This window comes from Vibrio sp. H11 (genome assembly GCF_004804295.1).
Classification (GTDB): domain Bacteria; phylum Pseudomonadota; class Gammaproteobacteria; order Enterobacterales; family Vibrionaceae; genus Vibrio; species Vibrio ostreae.
In genome coordinates this window covers 1-12,957 of record NZ_SSHN01000012.1, presented here as the reverse complement: position 1 = coordinate 12,957, position 12,957 = coordinate 1, and the positions used below count along the sequence as shown (strand labels likewise).

Annotated in this window: 9 protein-coding genes; 7 read left to right on the top strand and 2 right to left on the bottom strand. The window is 52.6% G+C overall.

The genetic code is table 11. The features are described from left to right. Positions 1 to 82 precede the first annotated feature (82 nt). On the top strand, positions 83 to 3,517 hold the full coding sequence (locus tag E6C74_RS16510; RefSeq protein WP_136487154.1) for a PAS domain-containing hybrid sensor histidine kinase/response regulator: 3,435 nt from the start codon (positions 83 to 85) through the stop codon (positions 3,515 to 3,517). A gap of 91 nt (positions 3,518 to 3,608) precedes the next feature. Here E6C74_RS16510 and gppA read toward each other — a convergent pair whose 3' ends face one another. Next, positions 3,609 to 5,102, bottom strand: coding sequence for a guanosine-5'-triphosphate,3'-diphosphate diphosphatase (gppA, locus tag E6C74_RS16505; RefSeq protein WP_136487153.1), 1,494 nt, complete (start codon positions 5,100 to 5,102; stop codon positions 3,609 to 3,611). 7 nt (positions 5,103 to 5,109) lie between these two features. Continuing rightward, positions 5,110 to 6,456, bottom strand: a complete 1,347-nt coding sequence (rhlB, locus tag E6C74_RS16500; protein ID WP_136487152.1) for an ATP-dependent RNA helicase RhlB — start codon at positions 6,454 to 6,456, stop codon at positions 5,110 to 5,112. 111 nt (positions 6,457 to 6,567) lie between these two features. Between rhlB and trxA the strand changes: the two genes are divergently transcribed. The 6 genes from trxA (at position 6,568) to fre (ending at position 12,430) form a co-directional block, all read left to right on the top strand. Then, entirely contained in the window at positions 6,568 to 6,894 is a 327-nt protein-coding gene (trxA, locus tag E6C74_RS16495) for a thioredoxin TrxA (RefSeq protein ID WP_136487151.1), read from the top strand. Between the two features lie 196 nt (positions 6,895 to 7,090). Then, positions 7,091 to 8,350, top strand: a complete 1,260-nt coding sequence (gene rho / locus E6C74_RS16490) for a transcription termination factor Rho (protein ID WP_136487150.1) — start codon at positions 7,091 to 7,093, stop codon at positions 8,348 to 8,350. Positions 8,351 to 8,451: 101 nt separating this feature from the next. Then, complete coding sequence (locus E6C74_RS16485; protein WP_136487149.1) at positions 8,452 to 9,450, top strand: hypothetical protein; 999 nt, start codon at positions 8,452 to 8,454, stop codon at positions 9,448 to 9,450. Between the two features lie 131 nt (positions 9,451 to 9,581). Beyond that, positions 9,582 to 11,435, top strand: coding sequence for a 4-hydroxy-3-polyprenylbenzoate decarboxylase (gene ubiD, locus E6C74_RS16480; RefSeq protein ID WP_136487148.1), 1,854 nt, complete (start codon positions 9,582 to 9,584; stop codon positions 11,433 to 11,435). Beyond that, positions 11,432 to 11,701, top strand: coding sequence for a 2Fe-2S iron-sulfur cluster-binding protein (locus E6C74_RS16475; protein ID WP_136487147.1), 270 nt, complete (start codon positions 11,432 to 11,434; stop codon positions 11,699 to 11,701). Before ubiD ends, E6C74_RS16475 begins: the two co-directional genes overlap by 4 nt. 15 nt (positions 11,702 to 11,716) lie before the next feature. Further along, positions 11,717 to 12,430 (top strand): NAD(P)H-flavin reductase, encoded by a 714-nt coding sequence (gene fre, locus E6C74_RS16470; RefSeq protein ID WP_136487146.1) that lies wholly within the window; start codon positions 11,717 to 11,719, stop codon positions 12,428 to 12,430. The last annotated feature ends 527 nt before the right edge of the window (positions 12,431 to 12,957 follow it).

Sequence of the window (12,957 nt, the reverse complement as noted above, 5' to 3'; positions counted from 1 at the left end):
GATCCGTTATCCTTTGTTTAATAAAAGCCTTGCCGGAGCGCAGGGCTTTTTTGTGGCTGGATTGCGAAAACAAGGATAACAAATGCAAGGATGGTTGGTGATACCGGTATCGCTTATGTACCTAGGGGTTTTGTTTCTGATTGCCTGGTACGGCGATCGGCAGACAAACTGGCTGGCCAAATGGCGGCCGTGGATCTACAGCCTGTCGATAGCGGTCTATTGTTCGTCCTGGACCTTTTACGGTACGGTCGGTCAGGCCAGTGCCAATCCCTGGTCGTTCCTGCCTATTTATATTGCGCCGATCCTGGTGTTTGCCTTTGGCTGGCGCATTCTGGCCCGCCTGATCCTTATCGCCAAGCGTGAGCACATTACCTCAATTGCCGATTTTATCGGTGCCCGTTATGGTAAATCCCAGGGCCTGGCGGTGTTGGTAACCCTGATTGCGGTGGCCGGGATTCTGCCCTATATCGCGTTGCAGTTGCGCGGGATCACCATGGGGCTAAATATTGTCGCGCCCGATCTGCGCACCGAATTTGGTTACCAGGACATCAATGTCTCCTGGTTTGTGGTCCTGGCGCTGGCGTTGTTTACCATGTTGTTCGGTACCCGCCATATCGATACCACTGAACATCACCGCGGCATGATGATGGCGATAGCGTTTGAGTCGATCGTTAAGCTGGTCGCGTTTCTGGTGGTCGGGCTGTTCATCGTGTTTCTGGCGCTGCGCAGTGACAGCATAAACCTGCTCGAAACCGCGCGCAGTACTTATCAGTCACCGAACTGGCCGACGCTGCTGGTGCACACGCTGCTGACCATGATGGCAATCATCTGTCTGCCGCGTCAGTTCCATACCATGGTGGTGGAGAATGAGCGCGCCCAGGATCTGCATACCGCGCGCTGGCTGTTTCCGCTTTATCTGATCCTGATGGGTATTTTTGTGCTGCCGATTGCCTGGATTGGCCAGAGCATGCTCAGTGGTACCTCGGCCGATACCTTTGTCATCAGTTTACCGATGTCGGTCGGGGCGGAAGACATTGCTCTGCTGGCGTTTCTCGGCGGCACCTCGGCCGCTTCCGGCATGGTCATCGTCTCGACCATCGCGCTCGCGATTATGGTCTCCAACGATCTGGTGATGCCGCTGCTGCTGCGCCGTATGCGCCTGGCGCAGCGTAATCATCGCCATTTCTCCGGCCTGCTGGTGGTGATCCGACGCAGCCTGATCTTCGCGCTGCTGATGGGCGCATGGGGATTCTATCTGGCACTGGATGCGATTCCGTCCCTGTCGGCGATAGGCTTTCTCTCTTTTTCTGCCATTACTCAGTTCGCGCCGGCGCTGATCGGCGGCATGTACTGGCGTGAAGGCAATCGTAAAGGGGTGTATGTCGGTCTGGCAGTCGGTTTTACCCTGTGGCTGGTGACCCTGATGACTGCCACGAATATGTTGGCCGGTGATGAGCAGAGTAACGTGCTGCTGTGGTTGATTACTCCGCCTGAGGTTATTGCCAGTCTCGGTCTGAAAAGTGCTGACTGGGGTATGTTGCTCAGTGTCAGTGTCAATGCGCTATGTTATGTGCTGGTCTCAATGGTGACCCGCTGCAGCCTGAGTGAACGTTTGCAGTCGGCGGCGTTTGTTGGTACACCGCTGCCGGAAAACGAGAATATGAGCCTGTATCAGAGCCGGGTAACGGTGGCCGAGCTGGAAATGCTGGCTTCACGCTTTGTTGGGCGCTCGCGGGTGCGCAGTGCGTTCAGTCAGTATTGGAGTCAGCAGCGAGAAACCCTGATGCCTAATCAGCAGGCTCCGTCCACTCTGATTCGTCATACCGAGCGGGTGCTGGCCGGGGTATTCGGCGCGTCGTCGGCCAAGCTGGTGCTGACCTCGGCGCTGCAGGGGCGCAATATGCAGCTGGAAGAGGTCGCGACGATTGTTGATGAAGCCTCCGAGCTGTACGACTTTAGTCGCGGCCTGTTGCAGGGCGCGATTGAGCATATCGGGCAGGGTATTGCGGTGGTGGATAAACAGCTGCGGCTGGTAGCCTGGAACCAGCGTTATCTTGAGTTGTTCGATTTTCCGCTCGGCCTGATTCAGGTCGGGAGACCGATTGCCGATGTGATTCGCCATAATGCCGAGCAAGGCTTATGTGGTCCGGGTGACCCGGAAGATCATGTGCGGCGCCGGGTGTATCACCTCGAACAGGGCACCCGACACACTTCATCGCGGGTTCGTCCTGACGGGCGGGTGATTGAAGTGCAGGGTAACCCGATGCCGGGCGGTGGGTTTGTGATGAGCTTTACCGACATCACGGTATTCCGCGATGCCGAGCAGGCATTGAAAGAAGCCAACGAAACTCTGGAAGAGCGCGTGCTGGATCGCACCCGTGAGCTGGAAAAACTCAACCAGCAACTGGTCTCGGCAACCCAGCGTTCAGAGCTCGAGTCACGTTCTAAGTCCCGCTTCCTGGCCGCGGTCAGCCACGATCTGATGCAACCGCTCAATGCGGCGCGTCTGTTTGCCTCTTCTCTGGCGGAAGTGGCTAAAGATGATGAGGCCCGTCGCCTATCCCACCATATCGAAAGTGCGCTCAGTGCGGCGGAAGATTTGATTGGTGACCTGCTCGATATCTCGCGCCTTGAGTCCGGCAAGCTGGAAATTCATCCGCAAAGTTTTGCCATTAAAGATGTGCTGGCTAATCTCAATGCCGAATTTAGTGCACTGGCGCGTCAGCAGGGCGTTACCTTCGCTATGGTGCCGTCTTCTTTATACGTCCGCTCAGATCCGAAACTGCTGCGCCGCGTGGTGCAGAACTTCCTTACCAACGCGTTTCGCTATAACCCGCATGGCAAAGTGCTGCTCGGGGTACGTAATCTGGGTGACCAGGTGCGAATCGATGTGTGGGATAACGGTATTGGTATCGAAGAGGATAAACAGCAGGAGATTTTTGAAGAGTTCAACCGTGGCGGGCAGGTGCGCTCCGAGCAGGGGCTGGGATTGGGGCTGGCGATTTCGAAAGGCATTGCCCATGTGCTGGGGCATGAAATTTCGATGCGCTCCTGGCCAGGGCGGGGCAGTGTCTTTTCCATTACGCTCGATAAAGCCGTACCGGTCGATCCGGTGGCACCGGTTAGCGCCGCGCCGCAGAGTGTGCCTGAGCTGCTCTCATTGCGGGTGCTGTGTGTCGATAATGAGGAAGACATTCTGGTCGGGATGCGTGACCTGCTGGAACGCTGGGGCTGTGAAGTGCGCACTGCCACCGATCTGGTGACCAGCCTGCGCGCGCTGGATAATCACTGGGTGCCGGATGTGGTGCTGTCGGACTACCGGCTCGATCAGGGCCGGACCGGGCTGGAAGTGTTGCAGCAGTGTCGCCTGCGTCTCGGTGACTGCTTTGAGGGTATCGTGATCAGTGCTGACCGCAGCGAAGATATTCTCGACGGGATTAAATCCAACGGCTTTGGCTTCATCGCCAAACCGGTCAAGCCGCTTAAACTGCGCGCGCTGCTCAATCGGGTGGCATGAGTTCGCAATGATTTCGTTACTAAACGTCAATAAAAAACGCCCTCATAAGAGGGCGTTTGAGCTTTTGGGTTGCCATGATCCTTTTGCTGCTTTAGCTGGCAAGCAGGGTCAATGGCCAGCCGATATCGGTCTGGCGGTTAGCCTCCAGTTCCAGTTCGGCATACGTCAGCGGGTTGGCCTGCAGCCACGCATTGCTGATACTCAGGGTCAGTTTGTCGCCTTCTGCACTGAGGGCAAACTCCGGCTCCAGCGCCGGGTTACGACGATGGCTGAGGATGACCGCGAGACGGAACAGGCGTAGTACCCGTTTACTGCTACTGCTCGACAATGCATGTTGCTCCGGCAGTGAAGTCAGTTGCTCACGGTAACGGCGTGCCAGCTCCCCCAGGTAGTGTTTCTGGGCACGGGTAAAACCTGGCAAATCAAGATGCTGTAGCAGATAGGCACTGTGCTCGCCGCCTTTTTTAAAGTCGATCGACAAACCGATTTCGTGTAACTGGGCGACACTGCGCAGCAGCATCTCGGCCTGCGGTTCACCGACCCACTCATCGCCGCCGCACTGCGCAAGCAGTTTACTGGCCAGAGTAGCGACCTGGTCGGCATAAGTTTCATCCAGCTGGTAACGGCTCTGTACACTGGCGATGGTGCGGGCTCGGATATCATCCTGGCGCAGGCCAGCGACCATTTCATACACCAGCCCTTCACGCAGCGCGCCACCGGCCAGGGTCATCGCTTCAATATTAAGTGATTCAAACACCGCGATCAGAATCGACAAACCGCTTGGGAATACCAGGGCACGTTCCAGAGTCAGGCCTTCGATTTCCAGTTCTTCGAGATGGTCCGACAGCATGGCCTGCTTTTGCAGCCGCTTCAGTTTGGCTAAAGTGATGACTTCATCCATCCCCTGTGCCAGCATGATTTCCTGCAGTGCCTGCACAGTACCGCTGGCACCGACGCACACATCCCAGCCCAGAGCGGTATACTGCTCCAGGATTGGCTCCAGCATCTGCTTGGCCGCGTGGATGGCGTTATTGAAATTGGTGCTGTTGAGCTGGCGATCCTTAAAGTGCCGCTCCAGCCAGGTTACACAGCCCATTTTCAAACTGGTCAGTGCCTTTGCCTCAAACCCTTCACCGATAATCAGCTCTGTGCTGGCGCCGCCGATATCAACGACCAGCCGACGTCCCATGCCTCCGGAGGTATGGGCGACACCTTTATAGATGGTCGCCGCTTCTTCCTCACCCGAAATGACTTCAATCGGATGGCCGAGAATGGTATTGGCTCTGGCAAGAAACGCATCCACATTGGTCGCGGTACGCAGAGTCGCGGTACCGACGATACGGATATTCTCATCAGGAATATCCTGCAGACGTTCGGCAAACAGGCTCAGGCAATCCCAGCCACGTTGCATCGCTTCTTGGCTCAGCGCATTGTGCTCGTCCAGACCAGCTGCCAGGCGAACTTTACGCTTGATTTTGGCCATGGTCTGAACGCTGCCCTCAATGTGGCGCACAATCAGCATGTGAAAGCTGTTCGACCCGAGGTCGATAGCCGCATACAGCGGTGAAGAGACGGCTTGACTCATAGACGGCTTACGAATCCTTTTTCTGGTTCTGGTTCTGGTTCTGGTTCTGGTTCTGGCGGTTGCGCGGCGGACGCGAACGGCGCTGCGATTTACCACGGTTGTTATTGTTGCCTGAGCGAGAGCCACCAGTGTTGGTACGACGCTGCTGAGTAGAACGCATGGTCAGCGGTTTTGGCAGATCAGTCAGCAGAGCTGAAGGATCGTATTCGGAAACCGGGATAGTGTGTTCGATGTACTCTTCGATACCCGGCAGGTTAATCGCGTACTCTTCACAGGCAAAGCTGAGTGAGTTACCGCTTTCGCCAGCGCGACCGGTACGGCCGATACGGTGTACGTAGTCTTCGCTGTCATCCGGCAGATCGTAGTTAAACACGTGGGTTACCTGCGGAATATGCAGACCACGGGCAGCCACGTCGGTAGCAACCAGTATATCCACTTCACCTTTGGTGAACTGCGCCAGAATACGCTCACGTTTTTTCTGTGGTACGTCGCCGGTCAGCAGACCAACACGGTGCCCGTCGGCAGCCAGGTGGCCCCAGATCTGTTCACAGCGGTGTTTGGTGTTGGCGAAAATGATGGCGCGATCCGGCCACTCTTCCTCGATAAGTGTCTGCAGCAGCGACATTTTGTGCTCATTCGACGGGTAGAACAGCTCTTCTTTAATGCGGTGTCCGGTTTTCTGGGTAGGTTCCACCACCACGTGTTCCGGATTGTGCATGTGTTCGAAGGCCAGCTCCTGCACACGGTACGACAGTGTTGCAGAGAACAGCATGTTGAGACGGTCTTTGGCTTCCGGCATGCGACGGAACAAGAAACGGATGTCTTTAATAAAGCCGAGATCGAACATACGGTCAGCTTCATCCAGCACGACAGCCTGAATCGCGTTCAGGTTAAACACGCGCTGTTTGTAGAAATCGATGATACGGCCGGTGGTGCCGATCAGAATGTCCACACCTTCCTGCAGTTTACCCAACTGCTTATCATAGCTTTCGCCGCCGTAGGCCAAACCGGCCTTAATACCGGTACTTTCGACCAGTGACTCGGCATCGTTGTAAATCTGAATCGCCAGTTCACGCGTTGGCGCCATGATAATGGCACGCGGCTGCGTTGGCTGACGACCTTCAACAGGTGGTGTTTTCAGCAAATGGTGGAATGTAGCAGTAAGAAACGCGAGCGTTTTACCAGTGCCCGTTTGGGCCTGGCCTGCGATGTCTTGGCCGGCGAGCAGTACCGGCAACGCCGAAGCTTGGATCGGGGTGCAGTATTCAAACCCTTTTTTTTCCAATCCTTCAATGACTTGCGGATGTAAACCGAAGTCGGCGAACTTGTGCTCTGTGATATGCGTCTTTTTCATAGGTATAGAATATCAGCTTAGGCTTGCAATACGGAAGTAAATACATTCCAATAGAGCATCTATTTACTGGTTAGTATGCAACCAGTTCAGAAAAACACACTGGAGTGGAAGATGAGTGATAAAATTGTGCAGCTTTCTGACGATAGTTTTGAAGCAGATGTGATCAAAGCTGCAGGCCCTGTTCTTGTTGATTTTTGGGCAGAATGGTGTGGTCCTTGTAAGATGATTGCGCCTATTCTTGATGAAATCGCTGAAGAGTACGAAGGCAAACTCACTATCGGCAAACTGAACATTGACCACAACGCTGGTACACCACCTAAGTTCGGTATTCGTGGCATTCCAACGCTTCTGCTGTTCAAAGACGGCAGCGTTGCAGCAACTAAAGTTGGTGCGCTATCTAAGACTCAGCTGAAAGAATTCTTGGACGCCAACCTGTAAAAACACGCCCCAAACCGTACATAGCAATATGTGCGGTTTTGTTTTTGGTAAAAAACATTTTCTAGACTAGGCTAATATTTAGTGCTAGTTTATCGCACGTTAATTAAACAAATGTTCACTTCTTGGTCAATCCTGAGACCAAATCCATCTTAACTTAAAAACAGATCCTATTTTGACTAAACAAGTATCCACCACAATGAATCTAACAGAATTGAAGAACAGACCTGTGTCTGATCTTGTGAAACTTGGTGAGAGTCTGGGCCTTGAAAACCTGGCGCGCCTGAGAAAACAAGACATCATTTTCGCCATCCTAAAAGCGCATGCGAAAAGTGGTGAAGATATTTTTGGTGACGGGGTCTTGGAAATTCTTCAAGACGGTTTTGGTTTCTTACGCAGTGCAGACAGCTCATATCTGGCCGGTCCTGACGACATTTATGTGTCACCAAGCCAGATTCGTCGTTTCAACTTGCGTACCGGTGACTCAATAGCTGGCAAAATCCGTCCGCCAAAAGAAGGCGAGCGTTACTTTGCACTGTTGAAAGTGAACACAGTTAACGACGACAAACCGGATAATGCCCGTAACAAGATCCTGTTCGAAAACTTAACGCCGCTGCACGCCAACGAACGTATGGTGATGGAGCGTGGTAACGGTTCGACTGAAGACATCACCGCACGCGTACTCGATTTGGCAGCGCCGATTGGTAAAGGTCAGCGTGGCCTGATCGTTGCTCCGCCGAAAGCGGGTAAAACCATGCTGCTGCAAAACATCGCGCAGAGCATTGCCAGCAACCACCCTGAGTGTGTGCTGATGGTACTGCTGATTGACGAACGTCCGGAAGAAGTGACCGAGATGCAGCGTCTGGTTAAAGGTGAAGTGATTGCTTCGACTTTTGATGAACCAGCTTCTCGTCACGTACAAGTGGCAGAAATGGTGATTGAAAAAGCCAAGCGTCTGGTTGAACATAAGAAAGACGTCGTTATCCTGCTTGACTCTATCACTCGTCTGGCACGTGCCTACAACACCGTGGTACCTTCATCAGGTAAGGTGCTGACTGGTGGTGTGGATGCCAACGCACTGCACCGTCCGAAGCGTTTCTTTGGCGCGGCCCGTAATGTTGAAGAGGGTGGCAGCCTGACTATCATCGCGACTGCGCTGGTGGATACGGGTTCGAAGATGGATGAGGTGATCTACGAAGAGTTCAAGGGTACAGGTAACATGGAACTGCATCTGAATCGTAAGATTGCAGAAAAACGTGTTTTCCCTGCTATCGACTTCAATCGTTCAGGTACCCGTCGTGAAGAGTTGCTGACCAAAACCGATGAGCTGCAGAAGATGTGGATCCTACGTAAAATTGTGCACCCGATGGGTGAAACCGACGCAATGGAGTTCCTCATCGACAAACTGGCGATGACCAAGACCAACGATGAGTTCTTTGACGCCATGCGTCGTCAATAACAATCAACAGGTTAAAAAAACACCACCCAATGGGTGGTGTTTTTGTTTGCATTCTGGCCAGTAAGCATCGACAATGGCTGAAATGTTAACAGGAGGTTAATATGCAACAAGGAATGTTGTGCACATTTCTCCTTACTTTTTCACTCAGTATGATGCCCGCCCGGGCGGTGGAAATTTCCCCGCAGCAGCGTGAGCAGTTATTGCAAGACAGCCAGCTGCAACAGAAAGTAGCGGAACTGGTCGAAATGGCGGTGAAGGATGATGTCGATGCGCTGAATTTTGCTCTGCAACGGCTGGCCCTGCCGCAACAGGAAGCGGTGCGTTATCTGCTGTTGCAGCATCTCGATCAGAGCCAACTGGTATTGACACCGTATATGGTCAATTTTATCGAATCGCAGCGTCAGGCGGTTCCGGTCTATCAGACCATGGAGAAAGGAGAGGGCTACGAGTTTTCGGTTCCGGCGTTTGATTACCAGAGCATTGCGAACCGGTTAATCAAGCAGTGGAATCAGGATCAGCGTGTGCTGGATTTGGTGTTTAAAGCCGAGCGCTATGAACTCAACCTGCAGCAGTGGCTATCCGGGCATGAACACCTGGTTCAGGCCAGAGAAGCGCTGCTGATCCGTGAGCTCGGCAATTTGTCTCCGCCTGCGGTCAAAGCGCTGACAGAGCAGCTGACTCAGGCCCCGGTGACCAGTTGGTTACCCACTTCCTCTTTGATGGTGCGTCTGGCACAGGTCAGTGAAGATCCCCAGGTTTACAAACTGTTATGGCTGATGCGCGCCGACTTCTATATTGAGCAGGAGCTGGATCGCCTCGCCCGTCTGGCCCGCCAGGGTGACGAATTTGCCATCGGGCAACTGATGGTGGCGGAGGGTAATCCACGTCTGAAAGCCCAGGCTTTGCAGGATCTGGCGCGTCTCAATCCGATGAGTGATGAAGTGAAAGCTTTTCTGGTGTCGCGTCTCGGCCGTGCCGACGATGCGCCGATAGTGGCACAGGCATTGGCCGAGCAGGGGTATCAATCGTGGCTCAACGATCTGCTGGTCAATAACCGTGAGGTCAAGCGACACGCTATCTTACAGGTTCTTTCTCAGTGATGTTTTCGGTTTTCCGGGCACACCTGTGCAGACAAAGGCGTTGTTTATAACGATTCTATACAGCAAAAGGGGGAGCGTAACTCCCTCTTTTTGTTATACTGCCTGCAGATTAACCAGCCATCAGAAGCCCTATGAGTTTTAAGGATTTACGCGAATTTCTCGACCATCTTGAGCAGCATGGTCAGCTAAAACGCATTACTCACCCGATTGACCCTCATTATGAAATGACAGAGATCAGCGATCGCACGCTGCGCGCAGGCGGTCCGGCTCTGTTGTTTGAAAATCCGATTGGTTCCGATATCCCGGTGCTGACGAATTTGTTTGGTACGCCGGAGCGGGTCGCGATTGGGATGGGACGCAGTCATGCCAAAGAGCTGCGTGAAGTAGGTAAACTACTCGCTTATCTTAAAGAGCCAGAGCCGCCACGTGGCTTTAAAGACGCACTGGATAAACTGCCGGTGTTCAAACAGGTCCTCAATATGCCGGCCAAGCGTCTGCGTCAGGCGGCTTGCCAGCAGATAGTCTGGCAGGGCGATGAGGTGGACCTGGATAAGATTCCGGTCATGAGCTGCTGGGCTGATGATGTCGCCCCGTTGCTGACCTGGGGCCTGACTGTGACCCGCGGACCAAACAAAAAGCGCCAGAATCTCGGTATTTATCGTCAGCAAAAAATTGCTAAGAACAAAATCATCATGCGCTGGCTGGCTCACCGTGGCGGTGCACTGGATTTGCGTGACTGGATGGAAACCAACCCGGGTGAACCTTTCCCGGTTTCGGTCGCTTTCGGAGCGGATCCGGCCACTATTCTCGGCGCGGTCACACCGGTGCCGGACACCTTATCCGAATATGCGTTTGCAGGTTTGCTGCGCGGCAGTAAAACGGAAGTCGTCAAGTCAATCAGTAATGATTTGGAAGTACCGGCCAGCGCTGAAATTGTGCTGGAAGGTTACATTGACCCGAATGAGTTTGCCGATGAAGGTCCGTATGGCGATCACACCGGTTATTACAATGAGGTCGAGCGGCACCGCGTGTTTACGGTCACCCATGTGACCATGCGGCAAAAGCCGATTTATCACAGTACCTACACTGGACGTCCGCCGGATGAGCCTGCGGTATTAGGGGTCGCACTCAACGAAGTATTTGTCCCGATTCTGCAAAAGCAGTTCCCGGAAATTGAGGATTTCTACCTGCCACCGGAAGGATGCTCCTACCGTATGGCGGTGGTGACCATGAAGAAGCAGTATCCGGGTCATGCCAAACGGGTGATGATGGGGGTATGGTCTTTCCTGCGTCAGTTTATGTACACCAAATATGTGATTGTGTGCGATGAGGCGGTCAATGCCCGTGACTGGAGCGAAGTGATTGCGGCCATGACCACCCATATGGATCCGGTGCGCGATACTCTGATGATTGAGCATACGCCGATTGATTCACTCGATTTCGCCTCACCTGTGGTCGGACTGGGTTCGAAAATGGGGCTGGATGCTACGATTAAGTGGGATGCGGAACTGGCGATGTCAGCGCCAGTGAGCACTGCAGAGAAAAGTGACATTCCGGCTGAGGCAATGCAGGCATTTAAACAGCAGCATCCACAAATCATCGATATTCATCTTCCAGCCTCAGCGGATAATCGTTTTGTGCTGGTCTCTATGTATAAAGAGATGGCGGGGCAGTCCAGAGCCGTATTAGATGCGTTGCAAACTTTCGTTGCTGATTATGTTGATGCCAAGTTTGTTGTGCTGTGTGATGAAGACGTCAATATCCATGACTGGCATGACATTATCTGGGCTATTACTACCCGGATGGATCCGGCGCGTGATACGTTACGGATTCCGGCCTGCGACCAGCAGAGTTCGAAACTGTGCCTGGATGCCACCAACAAATATCCCGGAGAGGTTGAACGTGAGTGGGGGACGCCGATTAAAAAGGATCCTAAACTAGTAGCAAAAATCGACCAAATCTGGGACAAATTAGATATCCTATGACCTACACTGTACGTTTGCTTCCGAGTAATATTCAGTTTGAGGTAGAAAAAGGCCAGACGGTGTTGGATGCTGCGCTCAACCAGCATGTTTCATTTCCGCACCGTTGCCAGGTAGGAGCCTGTGCAGCCTGCCTGTGCCGTAAAGTAGAAGGTGAGGTGAGTTACCACCTGGAGCCTATGCTCACAGAGAGGGAGCAAGCCGAAGGATGGGTATTTCCCTGTCAGGCCTTCGCTGAAAGTCATTTAGTACTTACTTTCGAGGAGTAGGTAAGAAGGAAGCTCATGACCATTAAATGTAAAGTAAAGTCTATCCAGCCATTAGCCAGCAACACTTTCCAGATCTTGCTGCACCCGGAAGCACCGGTTGCGTTTAAAGCTGGCCAGTATCTGATGGTAGTAATGGGCGAGAAAGACAAGCGCCCGTTTTCGATTGCCAGTAGCCCGTGTCGCCACGAAGGTGAACTGGAACTGCACATCGGTGCGGCAGAACATAATGCTTACGCGCAGGATGTGGTGAACGCGATGCGTCAGGCGCTGGAAGAAAATGGTGACATCACGATTGATGCACCGCACGGTGATGCCTGGGTAAAAGAAGACAGCGAACGTCCGCTGTTGCTGGTCGCCGGCGGTACCGGCTTTAGCTATGTGCGTTCTATTCTTGATCATTGTGTGGCCCAGAAGAAGACCAATCCTATCTATCTGTACTGGGGTGGCCGTGATGCGAACCAGCTGTATGCTAAAGATGAACTGACTCAAATTGCCGCTCAATATGACAATGTGCATTTTATTCCGGTAGTGGAACAAGCAGAAGCTAACTGGCAGGGCAAAGTGGGTAATGTGCTTCAGGCCATCAGTCAGGATTTCGAATCACTTGCTGATTACGATATCTATATCGCCGGTCGATTTGAGATGGCGGGCGCGGCAAGAGAGATGTTTACTCAGAACAAACAGGCGCTGAGTGAACGTATGTTTGCGGATGCGTACGCATTTATCTAACTGTGACTACAGCGCAGATAAAGAAAAGAGGGCTAAAATGCCCTCTTTTTCATCATTTCGATGCTTTATTCAGCGAATGGCCGTTTTTTTAAAGTTTTTTGCAAAAAGCCCTTGCGCCATTTTAAAACCTCCCTATAATGCCGCCTCACTGACACGGCAGACGCCGCAAGGCTTCAGCGCTGGTCAGCGAGGTGAAAAGCTTCTGAGAAATAAATTTGAAAAAGTGTTTGACTCTTCAAATTAACTCGCTAGAATGCACCTCCGCTTTGAGAAGAAAGTTTCGAAAGGCAACGCTCTTTAACAATATAAACCTATCAATCTGTGTGGGCACTCGTTGATGATAATCGAAGATGATTCTAAAGAATCAACTTAGGTATCAATGAACTGAGTGACCAATTTGAATGAGTCATCATTCGAGCACAGTCAATTCATTACCATTCTGTTGGAATGGTAATAGCTTTGAATTACTAAGGTAATTTGAAGTCAGTATTCATTGAGCCTCCCCTAATTATTTAGGGAATCAAATC

Excerpts from the sequence above, each read along its gene's own strand:
- ubiD (WP_136487148.1), top strand. The coding sequence starts at position 9,582 with ATGAGTTTTAAGGATTTACGCGAATTTCTCGACCATCTTGAGCAGCAT.
- E6C74_RS16485 (WP_136487149.1), top strand. The coding sequence starts at position 8,452 with ATGCAACAAGGAATGTTGTGCACATTTCTCCTTACTTTTTCACTCAGT.
- fre (WP_136487146.1), top strand. The coding sequence starts at position 11,717 with ATGACCATTAAATGTAAAGTAAAGTCTATCCAGCCATTAGCCAGCAAC.
- rho (WP_136487150.1), top strand. The coding sequence starts at position 7,091 with ATGAATCTAACAGAATTGAAGAACAGACCTGTGTCTGATCTTGTGAAA.
- gppA (WP_136487153.1), bottom strand. The coding sequence starts at position 5,102 with ATGAGTCAAGCCGTCTCTTCACCGCTGTATGCGGCTATCGACCTCGGG.
- E6C74_RS16510 (WP_136487154.1), top strand. The coding sequence starts at position 83 with ATGCAAGGATGGTTGGTGATACCGGTATCGCTTATGTACCTAGGGGTT.
- rhlB (WP_136487152.1), bottom strand. The coding sequence starts at position 6,456 with ATGAAAAAGACGCATATCACAGAGCACAAGTTCGCCGACTTCGGTTTA.
- trxA (WP_136487151.1), top strand. The coding sequence starts at position 6,568 with ATGAGTGATAAAATTGTGCAGCTTTCTGACGATAGTTTTGAAGCAGAT.
- E6C74_RS16475 (WP_136487147.1), top strand. The coding sequence starts at position 11,432 with ATGACCTACACTGTACGTTTGCTTCCGAGTAATATTCAGTTTGAGGTA.